This window comes from Comamonas sp. 7D-2 (assembly GCF_022749555.1).
Taxonomy (GTDB): Bacteria; Pseudomonadota; Gammaproteobacteria; order Burkholderiales; family Burkholderiaceae_C; genus Comamonas; species Comamonas thiooxydans.
In genome coordinates this window covers 4,801,245-4,817,621 of record NZ_CP094238.1, presented here as the reverse complement: position 1 = coordinate 4,817,621, position 16,377 = coordinate 4,801,245, and the positions used below count along the sequence as shown (strand labels likewise).

Here is a 16,377-nt window from a genome sequence, read left to right as displayed (position 1 = left end):
GCAGCTCTCTATGATTTTCGTAACCGGCGGTGCAGGCTTTATCGGCGCCAACTTTGTTCTCGATTGGCTGGCGCATGTGAATGAGCCCGTGATCAATATCGACAAGCTGACCTATGCGGGCAATCTGGAGAATCTGGCCAGCTTGAAGGGTGATGCCCGTCATGTGTTTGTGCAGGCCGATATCGGCGACAGTGCACAACTGGCGCAATTGCTGGCGCAGCACCAGCCTCGCGCCGTGGTGAACTTTGCGGCAGAGTCGCATGTGGACCGCTCCATTCATGGCCCCGAGGATTTCATCCAGACCAATGTGGTGGGCACTTTCCGCCTGCTGGAGGCGGTGCGTGCCTATTGGAATGGCCTGGAAGGCGAGGCCAAGTCCGGTTTTCGCTTTTTGCATGTCTCCACCGACGAGGTCTATGGCACGCTTGCGCCGACCGATCCTGCATTTACCGAAGAGCACAATTACGAGCCCAACAGCCCGTACTCGGCCAGCAAGGCGGCTTCTGACCACCTGGTGCGAGCCTGGCATCACACCTACGGCCTGCCGGTGCTGACGACGAACTGCAGCAACAACTACGGCCCGTTGCATTTCCCCGAAAAGCTGATCCCGCTGGTCATTGTCAATGCGCTGGCCGGCAAGCCGCTGCCCATCTACGGCGACGGCATGCAGGTGCGTGACTGGCTGTATGTGCGCGACCATTGCAGCGCCATCCGCCGTGTGCTGGAGGCCGGCCAACTGGGCGAGACCTATAACGTGGGCGGCTGGAACGAGAAGGCCAATATCGATGTCGTCAAGACCGTGTGCAGCTTGCTCGACGAGTTGCGCCCGCGCGCCGATGGCAAGGCCTATGCCGAGCAGATCACCTATGTGACCGACCGTCCCGGCCATGATCGCCGCTATGCGATCGATGCGCGCAAGCTGGAACGCGAGCTGGGCTGGAAGCCTGCCGAGACCTTCGAGACCGGCATTCGCAAGACCGTGCAGTGGTATCTGGCCAACCCCGAGTGGGTGGCCAATGTGCAGTCGGGCGCCTACCGTGACTGGGTGCAGAAGCAATACACCGGCGAGACTTAAACATGAAGCTGCTGCTGCTGGGCAAGAACGGTCAGGTCGGTTGGGAGCTGCAGCGCAGTCTCGCCCCTTTGGGTGAGGTGATTGCGCTGGATCGCCAGAGCGTGAATGTGGATGGGAATGGCCTGTGCGGTGATGTCGGCGATCTGCAGACACTGGCGCAGACCATTCGCAGCGTACGCCCGGATGTGATCGTCAATGCCGCAGCGCATACGGCAGTGGACAAGGCCGAGAGCGAGCCGGATCTGGCCTTGCGCCTGAATGCCGAAGCCCCTGAAGTCATGGCGCTGGAAGCCAAAAGCCTGGGAGCCCTGCTGGTGCACTACAGCACCGACTATGTCTTCGACGGCTCCGGCAGTGCGGCACGCAAGGAGGGTGATGCGACCGGGCCGCTATCGGTCTACGGCCGCACCAAGCTGGAGGGCGAGCAGCGGATTGCGGCCACGCATTGCCGTCATCTGATTTTTCGCACCAGCTGGGTCTATGCAGCGCGTGGTGGCAACTTTGCCAAGACCATGTTGCGCCTGGCGCAGGAGCGCGAAGCGCTCAGCGTGATCAACGATCAATGGGGTGCCCCCACCGGCGCCGATCTGATCGCCGATGTCACGGCCCATGCAGTGCGCCATGTGAGCGCCCACGAAGGCGATGGAGGTCTCTACCATCTGGTTGCGGCAGGGGAGACCAACTGGCATGCCTATGCCAGCTATGTGATTGAGCGCGCTAAAAGCCTGCGTCCTGATCTGGGCTGGAAGGTGCAAAGCATTGCCGCCGTGCCGACCACGGCCTTCCCGACTCCGGCCGCGCGGCCCTTGAACTCGCGCCTGGATACGCAAAAGCTGCAAGCGACCATGCAACTGCATCTGCCCGCATGGCAGCAAGGCGTGGAGCGCATGCTGCGCGAAATTCTGTAATTTTCAAATAACTCGCTTCCAAGGCTTATCGGTAAAGCGTTGGAAGCCATCCATTGATTCATCATGACGACACAGCGCAAAGGTATCATTCTGGCTGGCGGCTCCGGCACCCGTCTGCACCCCGCCACCCTGGCCATCAGCAAACAGCTGCTGCCGATCTACGACAAGCCCATGATTTACTACCCGCTGAGCACGCTGATGCTGGCGGGCATCCGGGACATTCTGATCATCAGCACCCCGCAGGACACGCCGCGCTTCCAGCAACTGCTGGGCGATGGCAGCCAGTGGGGCCTGAACCTTCAGTATGAGGTGCAGCCCAGCCCTGATGGTTTGGCCCAGGCTTTTTTGATTGCCGAGTCTTTTCTGGGAGGGGGCTCCTGCGCGCTGGTGCTTGGAGACAATATTTTCCACGGCCATGATCTGCAGACCTTGGTCAAAGTTGCCAATCAGACCCAGGGTGGAGCGACGGTGTTTGCCTATCATGTGCAGGAGCCCAGCCGCTACGGGGTGGTGGAGTTTGACCAGCAAGGGCAGGTGCTCTCGATAGAGGAAAAGCCGGTCGAGCCAAAATCCAATTACGCAGTGACGGGGCTGTATTTCTACGATTCGCAAGTGGTCGAGATTGCAAAGACTCTCAAGCCCTCTGGCAGAGGCGAGTTGGAAATCACAGACATCAATCGTATTTATCTGGAAAGAGGTCAGCTCAATGTGAAGCTGATGGGGCGAGGCTATGCCTGGCTCGACACTGGCACCCATGACAGTCTGCTGGAGGCAGGTCAATTCATTGCCACCCTCGAGCAGCGTCAGGGGTTGAAGGTGGCGTGCCCGGAAGAAATCGCATTTCGTGCCGGCTGGATTGACGCCGCTCAGCTCGCCGAACTGGCAAGGCCGTTGCTCAAGAACGGCTACGGGCGGTATCTGATGCAATGTCTGGAGGCTGGAGTGCGATGAAGGTCGTTCCGACTGCGATCCCCGAGATCAAGCTGTTCAAACCCACGATTCATCGAGATGGGCGAGGGCTTTTCGTGGAAAGCTTTCGCCAGGATATCTTCAACCAGGCCACGGGAATGAACCACGAGTTCATTCAAGACAACCACAGTCGCAGCAGCAAGGGCGTGCTGCGTGGGCTGCACTACCAGCTGCCGCCCCATGCCCAGGGCAAGCTGGTACGTGTGATCTCCGGTGCGGTGTTTGATGTGGCAGTGGATATTCGCCGCAGCTCGCCCAGCTTTGGCCAATGGGTGGGAGCGGAGCTGAGTGCCGAGAATCACCACCAGCTCTGGATTCCGCCGGGCTTTGCCCATGGCTTTGTGGTGCTCAGCGATACGGCGGACCTTGTATACAAGGCCACAGCCTATTACGCGCCCGAGTCGGATCGGGGCCTGCTCTGGAATGACCCCGACATAGCTATTGCCTGGCCACAGCTCGACATCGACTTTTCCTTGTCCGAAAAAGATCAGCATCAGCCTGCATTCACGCAGGCCGAACTGTTCGATTAAGTCTGGTCTGATTCGGCCAGGTGCAGAAACGGCTGAATCAGCTGCGCATCGCGCCGCTCGCGCAGGCAGTACAGGTATTCGGGAAGACAGGGAACCTCGCCTTGCAGGTCGAGAACGACGAGTTCAGGGTGGGCCGATGCTTCGTGCCGCGCAAAAATGCTGATGCCCATCTGGCGGATCACGGCTTCGCGTATGGACTCGCGGCTGGCAATTTCCAGCACTCGTTGCGGGCTGACCTGGGCGGCTTCCAGCATCTGCTCGGTCAGCTGCCGGGTCATGGAGCCGCGCTCGCGCAGGATCAGCGTGTTTTCTGCCAGATCCTTGATGGCTACGGACTTCTGCCTGGCCAGCGCATGCTGCCGGTGCACGACCAGGGCCAACGGGTCGCGCCCCAGCTCCAGGCGCAGCAGGCGCGGGTCGGTGTCCAGGTGCGAAGAGGTTGCCAGATCCACCTGGTACTCGGCCAGCGCCTGAATCATCTGGCGCGAATTGCCGTTGACGATGCTCACTTCCACCAGCGCATATTGCTGCTGATAGCGCTTGACGATGTCCAGCACATAGTAGGGGGCGGTGGCACCTATGCGTAGCTGGCCCTGGTTGACATGGCCCGACTGGCGCAGCGCCGATTCGATCTGGGCCGACTGCAGCAGCAGCTTCTCTATTTCCGGCAGCAGCTTCAGGCCCGCATCGGTGATGGCCAGTCTTCCGCTCTGGCGCGTGAACAGCTCGACTTCATATTGCTCCTCCAAGGCCTTGATCTGCGCCGTGACCGTGGGCTGGCTCAGCCCCAGCTGGCGCGCTGCCTGGGTGATGCTGCCGAGGCGGGCGACCCAGAAAAAGGATTTGAGCTGTGTGGCAAACATGACAAGGTCTTCAAGAAAGCGGTGCCCGGATTTCAACATGAACGCTGCAGCCGGTAATACGGATGAGCAGCTTTTATTTCAATAGCTTCTTGCGCATATAAGCAATGTCTTTTAGGTGGTTTTATAAAGAAATATGAGACAGGTAAGGCGTAAGTTGCTTTCGAATCAATAGCATCTCGATGGCGGACGCTGGCGCAGCGCGATGACTACAAAGTTTGCTGATGACGCCTTTGCCAGATTTCAGTTCTGTGACACAGGCGTTTCACAGTGAATTTCTACAGTTCCCTCATGTCGCAAACGGCCGTGTTGGTCGGGCGGCAACGATCAATCCAAGGGACTGTTATTCATGCGCCACGCTTTTGCCCCCGCCACTCGCCGCTTCACCTTGATCGCCTTTGCCACGGTTGCCACGGCTTTGCTGGGCCTGGCCTCCGCGGCCCACGCCAGGACCGATCTGCTGGTGTATTCGGCCCTGGAGGCCGACCAGATCAAGGCCTACAAAGCGGCTTTTGAAAAAGCCCATCCCGAGATCGAGCTGAAGTTCGTGCGCGACAGCACGGGCATCATCACTGCCCGTCTGCTGGCCGAAAAGGCCAATCCCCAGGCCGATGTGATCTGGGGCGTGGCCGCCACTTCGCTGATGCTGCTGGACAAGCAAGGCATGCTGCAGCCCTATGCGCCCAGAAACCTGGCCAAGGTGCGCTCCACCATGCGCGATCCGGCAGCCACGCCGACCTGGGTGGGCATGGACCTGTGGTCGTCCGCCGTCTGCTTCAACACCGTGGAAGGCCCGAGGCGCAAGCTGCCCACGCCTGCCAGCTGGGCCGACCTGACCAGGCCCGAATTCAAGGGCTCGATCACCATGCCCCACCCGGCGTCCAGCGGCACGGGCTATCTGATGGTGGCCGCCTGGTTGCAGATGATGGGCGAGGACAAGGGCTGGGCCTATATGGATGCGCTGCACCAGAACATCGGCGTCTACACGCACAGCGGCTCAAAGCCCTGCCGCCAGGCCGGCGCGGGCGAGTTCCCTGTGGGCCTGAGCTTTGAATACCGGGCCAACAAGACCAAGAAGGATGGTGCGCCCATAGACATCGTCTTCCCCAGGGAAGGTCTGGGCTGGGATGTGGAAGCCACCGCCATTCTGAAGACCAGCAAAAAGCAGGACGCGGCCAAGGCCCTGGCCGACTGGGCGGTGACGCCTGACGCCAACAAGCTCTACGCCGCTAACTTTGCCGTGCTGGCCCTTCCCGAGGCCCAGGAAAAGCACGAGTTCATTCCGGCCGATCTGGAAAAGCGCCTGGCCAGGAACGACTTCAACTGGGCAGCGGCTAACCGCGATCGTATCTTGGCCGAATGGTCGCGTCGGTACGAAGCCAAGGCGGAGAAGAAATAACACCCCCTGAGGCGCTTCGCGCCTTCCCCCTCTCTGGCGCTGAGCGCCGGAGGGGGACGACAGCCTCGCTGCGGGGCTGCCCTTGCTCGCTGTCACTGGCGAAACGGGTCTGCACATGCAGCGGTGGGCATTTCGAGCGATACAGATCGGAACGACCTTCGGATTGTTTGCACGTTGAAAGAGATACATGCTGCGCATTGACCATATCGCCAAGCAGTACAGGGACCAGCCGGTGCTGCGCGACATTGACCTGTTGGTGGAGGGGGGCGAGTTCGTCAGTCTGCTGGGCCCTTCGGGCTGCGGCAAGACCACGCTGCTGCGCATTCTGTGCGGCATCGAGCAGGCCGACGCGGGCCGCATTCTGTTTCAGGGCGAGGACATCACGCGCTGGCCTGCCGCGCGCCGGGGCTTTGGCGTGGTGTTCCAGAGCTACGCACTGTTTCCTAACCTGACGGCGGCCCAGAATGTGGCGTTTGGTCTCAAGGGCCAGCCTGCGGCGCAAGTGCAGGCCCGGGTGCAGGAGATGCTGGCTCTGGTAGGCCTGGGTGCGCAGGCGCAGCGCTATCCGGCGCAATTGTCGGGCGGCCAGCAGCAGCGCATTGCGCTGGCCCGCGCACTGGCGCCGCGCCCGCGTCTGCTGTTGCTGGACGAGCCGCTGTCCGCGCTCGATGCCCAGGTGCGCACCGAACTGCGCAGCGAAATCCGCCAGTTGCAGCGTCAGCTGGGCATTGCCTGCGTGATGGTCACGCACGACCAGGAAGAAGCGCTCTCCATGGCTGACCGGGTGGTGCTGATGCATCAGGGCCGTATCGAGCAGCAGGGCTCGCCCGAGCAGCTCTACGCCAAGCCGGTCAGCCACTTTGCGGCCGGTTTTGTGGGCCGCATGAATCTGCTGCCCGCCGTGGCCGAGTCGGGCGACGCGGTGCGCGTGGGCGAGGGGCGGCTTGAATGCTGTACTGCCGGTTTTGAGGTCGGTGATGCCTTGCTGGTAGGTGTGAGGCCCGAAAGCGTGGTGCTGCACCCGGCCCAGCCTGCAGCATTGCCCAATCTGTTTCGCGCACGGGTGGTCGAGACCTCATTCCTGGGCTCGCTGGTCCTGGTGCGCGTGTTCAGCACCACGCTGCAATGCCAGATCGATGTGCAATGGCCGCTGCGCCATGACGCGCGTCTGCCCGACTGGCTGCGGGGCGAGGTGCTGGTGGAGTTGCCGGCTGCTGCGCTGCAGGCGCTGGGAGCACCCGAGCTTCTGCGAAAGGCGGCATAAGCATGGATGTCTCTTCTTCTGCGCTGCCCGTGCGGAGCTATGCGCCCGTAGCGGCATCGTGCCAACAACACCGCATCAGCCCTGCGCCACGGAAAACGCGATTTTTCCATTGGGAAAAGCTCTGGCTGGGCGCGCTGGTGCTGGGCCTGCTGAGCGCGCTGCTGGTGGCCATTGCACTGCCCGTGGGAGCGCTGCTGGGCCACAGCTTTGTGTCGGCCGATGGCAGGTTCTCGGGCCTGGCCCAGTACCTCGCCTATGCGCAAACGCCGGGCGTAGGCCAGTCGCTGTTCAACAGCCTGTGGCTGTCGGCCGTCAGCAGCACCTTGTGTGTGGCCCTGGCCTATGGCTATGCCTATGGTGTGATGCGCAGCTGCATGCCGCTGGCCAGGTTTTTTCGCGCCATTGCCCTGGTGCCGCTGCTGGCGCCGTCGCTGCTCATGGCCATCAGCCTGATCTATCTCTTTGGCGCGCAGGGTCTGCTCAAGGGCTGGCTGCTGGGCGGCACGGCCTACGGCCCGTTTGGCATCATTCTTGGCTCGGTGCTGTGGACGTTTCCGCATGCGCTGATGATTCTGTGCACCACGCTGGCCTCGGGCGATGCGCGCCTGTATGAGGCTGCCGCCACGCTGGGCGCGGGCCGTTGGCGCAGCTTCTGCCAGGTCACGCTGCCAGCCAGTCGTTACGGGCTGATGATTGCCTGGATTGTGGTGTTCGTTCTGGTGGTCACCGACTTTGGCGTGCCCAAGGTGATTGGCGGCAACACGCAGATGCTGGCCACCGATATCTACAAGCAGGTGATTGGCCAGCAAAACCTGTCCATGGGTGCCGTGGTGGCCATGCTGCTGCTGGTGCCTGCGGGCCTGGCCTTTGCTGCCGAGCGCCATCTGCGTGCCCGGCAGGCCGCTGCCATAAGCGTGCGGGCCGTGCCTCTGGTGCCGCAGCCCTGTGCGGCGCTCGACCGCGCGCTACTGGTGTATTGCAGCCTGATGGCATTGGCGCTGCTGGCGATGATGGGCATGGCCGTGCTGGCATCCCTGGTCAGCTTCTGGCCCTACAACTTGAGCCTGAGTTTCAAGCACTATCAGTTCGACATGATGGACGGCGGCGGCTGGGCCAGTTACGCCAACTCGCTGACCATGGCCGTGGCCACGGCAGTGATCGGTGCGTTGATGAGCTTTCTGAGCGCCTATCTGGTGGCCAGGCCCACGGGCTGGGGCCGCGCGCGCCAGTGGCTGCACGCAGTAGCCACGCTGCCCATGGCGGTGCCTGGGCTGGCGCTGGGTTTGGGCTATATCCTGTTCTTCAATGCGGGCAGCAATCCACTGCACTTTCTGTACGGGTCCATGGGCATTCTGGTGCTGTGCACGGTCGCGCATTTTTTCTCGGTGGCGCACATCACCCAGCTCACCGCCTTGCAGCAGCTGGATGCCGAATACGAAAGCGTGGCCGATTCCATGGGCCTGCCGTTCTGGACGCTGCTGTGGCGCGTGCACCTGCCCGTGTGCCTGCCTGCGGTGATGCAGGTGGCGGGCTACTTCTTCGTGAATGCCATGACCACGGTGTCGGCGGTGGTCTTCTTGTACTCGCCCGAAACCACATTGGCCTCGGTGGCCGTGCTGGCCATGGATGACGCGGGCGATATCGCTCCCGCCGCCGCCATGGCCACGCTGATCTTTGCGACCGCAGCCGCCGGTCGCCTGCTGATTGCGCTGCTGGATGCCTGGCTGCAGCGGCGTACCCAGCACTGGCGCCAGCGCTGAGGACTTTCTCCACATCACTTGATTCTCCGAACGTCTCTTGCTGCATCGCCTTGGCGCTGTGGCAGGGACTTGGCTTGTCTGCTTTTTCTGTAACGCTATGAAAAATTACGATCTGATCGTCGTCGGCGCCGGCATTGTCGGCCTGGCCCATGCCTATACCGCTGCCACGCGCGGCCGCTCCGTGCTGGTGATAGAGCGCGACGGCGCCTGCCTGGGCGCCTCGATTCGCAACTTCGGTTTTGTCACCATCACGGGCCAGCGCGCTGGCGCCCATTGGCGGCGCGCCATGCGCTCACGCGATGTCTGGGCAGAGATTGCCCCCAAGGCCGGTATCGATGTCCTGCATGCCGGCCTGTGGCTGACGGCGCGCCGTCCTGCTGCCGCTGCAGTGCTTGAAGCCTTTATGCACACCGAAATGGGCGAAGGCTGTGAGCTGCTGACGCCAGCCCAGGCCGCAGCGCGCCATCCGGCGCTGCGCACCGACGGGCTGCAGTCCGTGCTCTACAGCCCGCACGAGCTGCGCGTGGAGTCGCGCACCGCCATCCCGCAACTGGCCCTTTGGTTGCAGCAGGATCTGGGAGTGGATTTCGCCTATAGCGAAAGCGTGACGGAGGTGGCAACGCCGCGCGTGACCACCTCGCGTGGCAAGTACCACGCAGAGCGCGTGGTGGTCTGCAATAACGCCGATCCGGGCGGCTTGTTTGCAGGTGAATGGGCGAGTAACAAGGTCCAGCTATGCCAGTTGCAGATGCTGCGCGTCAAGCCGCAAGCGGGCTTCAAGCTCGAAGGATCGGTCATGGGGGATCTGAGCCTGGTGCGCTACGAAGGCTATAGCGCACTGCCCGAAGCCACTGCATTGCGCGCCGAGCTGGAGCGCGAGGAGACCGAAAGCCTGAAGCACGGCATCCACCTGATTGCCGTGCAAAGCGCCGATGGTTCGCTGGTGGTCGGCGATTCGCACCACTACGGCAGCGCGCCCCAGCCTTTTGCCAGCGAAGCTGTCGACCAGCTCATGCTGCGGCATATGCACGAGGCGCTGCATATCGACAAGGCCCAGGTTGTGGAGCGCTGGACGGGCATCTACCCCTCCAGTGCCGAAGCCCCTTGTTTTGTCAAAGCGCCCGATGCCGCGACACGTGTGGTGGCAGTGACCAGCGGCTCGGGCGCGAGCACGGCGTTTGGTCTGGCCGAAGAGGTGTGGAAGGCCTGGTAGCTGCTACGGATTGAATAGCTGCTGGCGCTTGTAGGTTCTTGAATTTCAAGAAAATAAAATCAAAAGCTATATCTATTAAGCGCAAATAGCTATCAAAAAATGAGCATCACTGCTGCACGAACAGCGGCGCAATCAGCATGACGAGCAGGATGGCGGCCAGTACGGCAAACATGATCTTGACCCAGCTGTAAGGCCGCTCGCCCGCAATCTGGCCGGTATAGCCATTGGCCACGATCTGGTAGGTCTTGCTGCCATAGGTGTAGCCGACCAGCCAGACTGGCACCAGCGTGTGCTTGAAGCTGCGGCCCGAGTATTGGCGCTGGACCTGCAGATTGCGTTGCGTGTCGCCCGGCACCTCGCGCGAGCACATGCTGCGCAACTGACTGTCCATGTCTTCCTCGTTGATCCTGGCGGCCTTGGATAGGTCCACCTGGTAGCGCTCCACTGTCCAGCCGCGCACGAACTCCGGGCTGTAGGGCTTGAGGTCGGTGGTGGTCGGGAAGGGCTCCACCTGGCGCAGCAGATGGGCGTGCACGCCCACGGTGCCCGGCACCAGCTCATCGTCGAAGAAATGCTGCAAGCTGCCCGATGCCGGCTCCCAGCGCACATGCTGGACCTGGCGGGTCTGCAGATTGCCGTTGCCGTCGCGATAGGACTCGGTGGTGTAGTAGTAATAGCCGGCCTCTGCCCACCACTGGGCGCTGGCATGGGCGTCAAAGGTCCAGTAGGGCAGATAGACGCCGTGCAGCGTGTCCGTCAGCGCGGCGCTCTTGAGCTTGCTGGGCGCAAACCAGCGGCTGCCATACCACTGGCGGATCTTGTCGCGAATCTGGCCGTCGCTGATCTTGAACGGCAGGATGCTCTGCGGCGTGATGGCGTCGCTGCGCTCCTCATGGGCGACGATGGCCGGCGAGCCGCAGAAGTCGCAGCGCTGGGCCACGTTCTTGCCGAGAAACACCGAGATGGCACGGCAGTTCTGGCATTGCACCTCATAGCGCTCGTCCGAGCCCCAGCCGCGACCGCTGGCCGGGTTGCGCAAGGCATCGGCCAGATCCTGCTCCACCACGGAGCGCCCCGGCTCGGGCTGCGTCTGCTCGCTCCAGGGAACGACGGTGCCGCAGTAAGGACATCTGAGCGACTGGGCCTTGGCATTCCACTCCAGATTGCCGCCGCATTCGGGGCAGACATGCCGGCCCACCATGGAGGGAGGCGCCGTCTCGGAGACAGGGGTGAATGCAGATCCGGAAGAGCGAGAGGAAGAAGCGGGTGTGGCCACGGCAAAAACGGGTTCAGGCGGCAGCGGGATGGGTTTCGTAGAAGGTCACGCAGTTGCCATCCTCGTCGAGAAGACTGAATTCCTGGGTGCCCCAGGGCTGCTGGCGCAGACCGCCATTGGGGTGAACCGCGTGCTCGGCCAGACACTGCGCATGAAGGGCGGCAATTCCCGCCACCTGGATGCGGCAGCTGGTCTGCCTGGGAATCTCCGGGTCCTGGCAGGCCCAGAAATGCAGCTCCAGCCCGCCCAGCGAGACGATGGCGTACTTGCCGGGCTGGGCGTGGACGGTTCTGGCGCCTAGCACGCGGGCGTAGAAAGCCACGGTGCGCGCCATGTCCAGCGATGCCAGCACCGGAGTGGTGCTGATGAAAACCGGTTTGTGTTCATTCATGACGTGCACCCGAGGCCATGGATTGGGGATCAGCCGCGCAGGAACTCGTCCAGCGCAGCCTGGGCGATGCGCCACTGGCTGCCGATCTGGCGGGCCTTGAGGTTGCCGGCCTGGATTTCGGCCAGTACGTCGGCCTCGGCCACGCCCAGCACCTGGGCCGCCTGGGCGGGAGTCAGCACCTGCAGGCCGGCGGCGGCCGGGGCGGCAGGCGTCTGTGCGGCTTGCGCCGCGGCCGGCGAGAAGGGGTCTGCCACAGCAGCGGCCGGGGCGCCTGCCGCGCCACCGCCCTGCATGCCCTTCATCATTTCCTGGGCCATGCCGAAGCCCATGGCCATGGTGGCCGGAATGGTGGCCGCCGCAGCGCCTTCGCCGCCATTGGCCATGGCCTGGCCCATCTGGTACTTCACATAGTCGTTGAGGTTGCCGATGGCGCCCATGCTGGAGCGCTTGTCGATGGCCTGCTCCACCTCGGGCGGCACGGAAACGTTTTCCAGCAGGAAGCTGGTGATTTCCAGGCCGTATTTCTCGCTGACAGCCGGGTTGATGAGCTGCAGCAGGGCGTCGCCCAGCTCGCTGTAGCGCTGGGCCACATCGAGTGCCGGCACCTGGGCCTTGGCCAGGGCTTCGGAGAAGATGCTGACGATGCGCGAGCGCATGGTGTCGGCAAACTCGTCGATGCGGAAGTTCTGGTCCGTGCCCGCCACTTCCTTGAGGAACAGGGCGGCGTTGGTGATGCGGAAGTCATAGGTACCGAAGGCGCGCAGACGGATCACGCCAAAGTCCTTGTCGCGCATCATGATGGGGTTGGATGTGCCCCATTTGTTGCCCGTGAACAAGCGCGTGTTGATGTAGTAGACATCGCACTTGAAGGGAGAGTTGAAGCCGTACTTCCAGCCGCGCAGTGTGGACAGGACAGGGATGTTCTGCGTGGTCAGCAGATAGCGGCCCGGATTGAACAGGTCTGCGAACTGGCCTTCGGAGACGAACTGCACCTGCTGCGACTCACGCACGATGAGCTGGGCGCCGTTCTTGATTTCCTTGTCTTCATCGGGCCAGCGATACGACAGCGTGTCGCGCGAATCATCGGTCCATTCGATGATTTCGATCAGTTGCTTGGTGATGATTTTCATGAAATCCATGACGTGCTCCGAATGAGGATGACGGGAAAGGAATCATTCTAGGAGGCAAACCGCAGCAGCCGGTTCCGGGATGCATGGCAGTTGCGCGGAAATTGTTAAAAAGTGAGCGCACTGCACTCGCTATCCAATGGTTTCATGGTCAATTGATGCTGAAACTGTCTATTCATGGGTGGTAAGTGCTAGCGTTTTGCTTTTCACATTTTGAAATCACCGGCTGGGCCGTTTCGTGAAAATGCCCGCTGTGGGGCCGCGCAGACAGACTACGCCCGTGATCAGTGGCACAGACTTAGAATCTACCGCTTATGCGGTCGATACCGCCCAGAACACCTCTTAATGAAGATGCCGTCCGCAATCGCCAGTGATTGCTGACGTGCGAACGTATACAAGTCATGCTGACCTTCCAACAAATCATTCTGAAACTGCAGTCCTACTGGGCCGAACAGGGCTGTGCATTGCTCCAGCCCTATGACATGGAAGTCGGCGCCGGCACCTCACACACCGCGACCTTTCTGCGCGCCATCGGCCCCGAGCCCTGGAAGGCCGCCTATGTGCAGCCCAGCCGTCGTCCCAAGGACGGCCGCTATGGCGAGAACCCCAACCGCCTGCAGCACTACTACCAGTTCCAGGTGGTGCTCAAGCCCGCACCCGACAATATTCTCGAGCTCTACCTGGGCTCGCTCGAAGCCCTGGGCTTCGATCTGAAGAAGAACGACATCCGCTTTGTCGAGGACGACTGGGAAAACCCCACGCTGGGCGCCTGGGGCCTGGGCTGGGAAGTCTGGCTCAACGGCATGGAAGTGACCCAGTTCACCTATTTCCAGCAGGTCGCCGGCATCGACTGCAAGCCTGCCACCGGCGAAATCACCTACGGCTTGGAACGTCTGGCCATGTATCTGCAGGGCAAGGAATCGGTGTACGACCTGGTCTATACCGACGGCCTGTCCTACGGCGACGTGTTCCACCAGAATGAGGTGGAGCAGTCCACCTACAACTTCGAGCATTCGAATGCCGAGTTCCTGTTCAGCGCCTTTGCAGCTCATGAAGGTACGGCCAATCAGCTGATCGACGCCCAACTGGCGCTGCCCGCCTATGAGCAGGTGCTCAAGGCCGCCCACACCTTCAACCTGCTGGACGCCCGTGGCGCCATCTCGGTGACCGAGCGCGCTGCCTATATCGGCCGCATCCGCAACCTGGCCCGCGCCGTGGGCAAGAGCTATCTGGACAGCCGCGCGCGCCTGGGCTTCCCCATGGCGCCCAAGGCCCATGCCAACGAGGTGCTGGCCGAGCTGGCCAAGGCCGCAGAGCAGGCAGCCAAGAAAGCCGCATAAGCGGCTTCAGGCTTCATTTCGACCCATATCCCCAAATTTCAGCGGCCAGCCTGGATCTAGCAAGCGCTGGCTGCTATCAAGATCATCATGAACGCATCGAATCTACTGGTTGAACTGTTTGTCGAAGAGCTGCCGCCCAAGGCACTGCAAAAGCTCGGCGATGCTTTTGCCGCTGTCATCTTCGAGCAGCTCAAGGCCCAGGGACTGCTGGCATCGACCGAGTCGCGCCTGACGGCCTACGCGTCGCCCCGCCGTCTGGCCGTGCACATCACCGAAGTGCTGCCCCAGGCCGAAGACAAGGCTGTCTCGCAAAAGCTGATGCCTGTCTCGGTGGCGCTGGATGCCGAGGGCAAGCCCACGGCGGCACTGCTCAAGAAACTGGCGGCCCTGGGGGCCGACGAATCCGCAGTGGCCGCTCTGAAGCGCCAGGGCGAAGGCAAGGCCGAAGCCCTGTTCTACGAATCCACAGCCAAGGGCGTGCTGCTGACCGACGGCGTGCAAAAGGCGCTGGACGAAGCGCTGGCCAAGCTGCCCATCCCCAAGGTCATGCGCTACCAGTTGCAGGACGGCTGGACCAGCGTGCACTTTGTGCGCCCGGCCCACGGCCTAGTCGTGATGCATGGCACCCAGGTGCTGATCGGCGTGAAGGCCCTGGGCCTGACCGCCGGCGCTGCCACACATGGTCATCGCTTTGAAGCAGCTGTGGACCCCGTGGTCATCCAGAACGCCGACAGCTATGCCGAGCAACTGCGCGAAGAGGGCGCCGTGATCGCCAGCTTTACCGAGCGCCGTGCCGATATCGCCCGCCAACTGCAGGCGGCTGCCGAACGCATTGGCGGCGACGTGCGCCCCATCGACGACCCGGCCCTGCTGGACGAGGTGACGGCCCTGGTCGAGCGCCCCAATGTGCTGGTCTGCGAATTCGAGAAGGAATTCCTGGCCGTGCCCCAGGAATGCCTGATCCTGACCATGAAGGCCAACCAGAAGTACTTCCCGCTGCTGGACGCCAACGGCAAGCTGACCTATCAGTTCCTGATCGTCAGCAACATCCAGCCCCAGGACGCGTCGGCCGTGGTCGGCGGCAACGAACGTGTGGTGCGCCCCCGCCTGGCGGACGCCAAGTTCTTCTTCGACCAGGACCGCAAGAAGACCCTGGCCAGCCGCGTAGAGCAACTGGACAAGGTGGTCTATCACAACAAGCTGGGCACCCAGGGCGAGCGCATCGCGCGCGTACGCGCCATCGCCAAGAGCATCGCCCAGCAGCTGGGCAACTCCGAGCTGGGCCGTCTGGCCGACCAGGCTGCCATGCTGGCCAAGACCGATCTGGTCACCGACATGGTGGGAGAGTTCCCCGAGCTGCAAGGCATCATGGGCCGCTACTACGCCCAGAACGACGGCCTGGATATGGCCGTGGCCGATGCCATCGAAGACCACTACAAGCCCCGCTTTGCCGGCGACGAACTGCCGCGTGGCGATGTTGGCGTGATCGTGGCCCTGGCCGACAAGCTCGAAACCCTGGTCGGCATGTTCGGTATCGGCAACCTGCCCACCGGCGACCGCGATCCCTTCGCCCTGCGCCGCCATGCGCTGGGCGTGATCCGCATGCTGGTCGAAAAGGACCTGGAGCTGGATCTGGAAACCCTGCTGGTCAGCACCTTGCCCGCCTTTGGCGACAAGATCCAGGACGCCACGCCCCAACTGGTCGAATTCATCTACGACCGCCTGGCCAATATGTTCCGCGAACAAGGCTACAGCGCCCAGGAAGTGGAAGCCGTGCTGGCCCTGCAACCCCAGCGCCTGTCCGACGTGCAAAAGCGCCTGGAAGCCGTGCGCGCCTTTGCGACCCTGCCCGAAGCAGCGGCCCTGGCCGCGGCCAACAAGCGTGTGGGCAATATCCTGAAGAAGGCCGAGACCGACGTTCAGCCCCATGTGAATGAGGTACTGCTGGCAGAGCAAGCCGAAAAAGACCTGTATGCGGTGCTGCAGCAAGTGGCGCCCAAAGCCCTGCAACAGTTTGCAGCAGGTGATTACACCGCCAGCCTGCAAACCCTGGCAGCATTGCGTGCCTCGGTCGATGCGTTCTTCGAGCAAGTCATGGTCAATGCCGAAGATCCTGCGCTCAGGGCCAATCGACTGGGGTTGTTGGCCAGCTTGCACATCGCAATGAATCGCGTGGCGGATCTTGCAAGAATTGCTGCTTAAAAAAAGTTGCAGTGACCACTTTTTAGTGGTCGCACAGTTTTAGATACATGCAACGTGACGCAT

General features: G+C 62.2%; 14 protein-coding genes. 10 read left to right on the top strand and 4 right to left on the bottom strand.

Translation table 11 applies throughout. From position 1 onward, the window contains the following. Window positions 1-10: 10 nt before the first annotated feature. The 4 genes from rfbB to rfbC all read left to right on the top strand — a co-directional run bounded on the left by rfbB (window position 11) and on the right by rfbC (window position 3,482). Entirely contained in the window at window positions 11-1,075 is a 1,065-nt protein-coding gene (gene rfbB, locus MPZ60_RS22130) for a dTDP-glucose 4,6-dehydratase (protein ID WP_034354580.1), read from the top strand. Between the two features lie 2 nt (window positions 1,076-1,077). Next, a complete protein-coding gene (gene rfbD / locus MPZ60_RS22125) occupies window positions 1,078-1,983 on the top strand; it encodes a dTDP-4-dehydrorhamnose reductase (RefSeq protein ID WP_034354577.1) in 906 nt (301 codons plus the stop codon). Between the two features lie 63 nt (window positions 1,984-2,046). Continuing rightward, window positions 2,047-2,934, top strand: a complete 888-nt coding sequence (gene rfbA, locus MPZ60_RS22120; RefSeq protein WP_034354574.1) for a glucose-1-phosphate thymidylyltransferase RfbA — start codon at window positions 2,047-2,049, stop codon at window positions 2,932-2,934. Then, a complete protein-coding gene (gene rfbC, locus MPZ60_RS22115; RefSeq protein ID WP_034354572.1) occupies window positions 2,931-3,482 on the top strand; it encodes a dTDP-4-dehydrorhamnose 3,5-epimerase in 552 nt (183 codons plus the stop codon). The genes rfbA and rfbC overlap by 4 nt, the downstream gene beginning before the upstream one ends. Here the strand turns inward: rfbC and MPZ60_RS22110 are convergent. Then, window positions 3,479-4,345, bottom strand: a complete 867-nt coding sequence (locus MPZ60_RS22110; protein ID WP_034354568.1) for a LysR substrate-binding domain-containing protein — start codon at window positions 4,343-4,345, stop codon at window positions 3,479-3,481. The genes rfbC and MPZ60_RS22110 overlap by 4 nt on opposite strands. A 346-nt stretch (window positions 4,346-4,691) precedes the next feature. On the opposite strand from MPZ60_RS22110, the gene MPZ60_RS22105 reads away from it, so the two are divergent. The 4 genes from MPZ60_RS22105 to MPZ60_RS22090 all read left to right on the top strand — a co-directional run bounded on the left by MPZ60_RS22105 (window position 4,692) and on the right by MPZ60_RS22090 (window position 9,978). Continuing rightward, a complete protein-coding gene (locus MPZ60_RS22105) occupies window positions 4,692-5,741 on the top strand; it encodes a putative 2-aminoethylphosphonate ABC transporter substrate-binding protein (RefSeq protein WP_034354564.1) in 1,050 nt (349 codons plus the stop codon). Window positions 5,742-5,928: 187 nt separating this feature from the next. Continuing rightward, window positions 5,929-7,005: an ABC transporter ATP-binding protein gene (locus MPZ60_RS22100; RefSeq protein WP_034354561.1), complete on the top strand. Its 1,077-nt coding sequence runs from the start codon at window positions 5,929-5,931 to the stop codon at window positions 7,003-7,005. Window positions 7,006-7,007: 2 nt separating this feature from the next. Then, a complete protein-coding gene (locus tag MPZ60_RS22095; RefSeq protein WP_034354558.1) occupies window positions 7,008-8,765 on the top strand; it encodes a putative 2-aminoethylphosphonate ABC transporter permease subunit in 1,758 nt (585 codons plus the stop codon). A gap of 97 nt (window positions 8,766-8,862) precedes the next feature. Further along, on the top strand, window positions 8,863-9,978 hold the full coding sequence (locus tag MPZ60_RS22090; RefSeq protein WP_034354555.1) for a TIGR03364 family FAD-dependent oxidoreductase: 1,116 nt from the start codon (window positions 8,863-8,865) through the stop codon (window positions 9,976-9,978). A gap of 106 nt (window positions 9,979-10,084) precedes the next feature. On the opposite strand, the gene MPZ60_RS22085 is transcribed toward MPZ60_RS22090, so the two are convergent. From MPZ60_RS22085 to MPZ60_RS22075, 3 genes are all read right to left on the bottom strand, one after another. After that, window positions 10,085-11,179 (bottom strand): TFIIB-type zinc ribbon-containing protein, encoded by a 1,095-nt coding sequence (locus tag MPZ60_RS22085; RefSeq protein WP_034354551.1) that lies wholly within the window; start codon window positions 11,177-11,179, stop codon window positions 10,085-10,087. 88 nt (window positions 11,180-11,267) lie between these two features. Continuing rightward, window positions 11,268-11,645, bottom strand: coding sequence for a VOC family protein (locus tag MPZ60_RS22080; RefSeq protein ID WP_034354548.1), 378 nt, complete (start codon window positions 11,643-11,645; stop codon window positions 11,268-11,270). Between the two features lie 29 nt (window positions 11,646-11,674). Further along, window positions 11,675-12,784 (bottom strand): SPFH and helix-turn-helix domain-containing protein, encoded by a 1,110-nt coding sequence (locus MPZ60_RS22075; protein WP_012839909.1) that lies wholly within the window; start codon window positions 12,782-12,784, stop codon window positions 11,675-11,677. 389 nt (window positions 12,785-13,173) lie between these two features. On the opposite strand from MPZ60_RS22075, the gene glyQ reads away from it, so the two are divergent. After that, window positions 13,174-14,112 (top strand): glycine--tRNA ligase subunit alpha, encoded by a 939-nt coding sequence (gene glyQ / locus MPZ60_RS22070; RefSeq protein WP_034354544.1) that lies wholly within the window; start codon window positions 13,174-13,176, stop codon window positions 14,110-14,112. An 87-nt stretch (window positions 14,113-14,199) separates the two neighbouring features. Next, window positions 14,200-16,314, top strand: coding sequence for a glycine--tRNA ligase subunit beta (gene glyS, locus MPZ60_RS22065; RefSeq protein WP_034354541.1), 2,115 nt, complete (start codon window positions 14,200-14,202; stop codon window positions 16,312-16,314). Window positions 16,315-16,377: the final 63 nt, after the last annotated feature.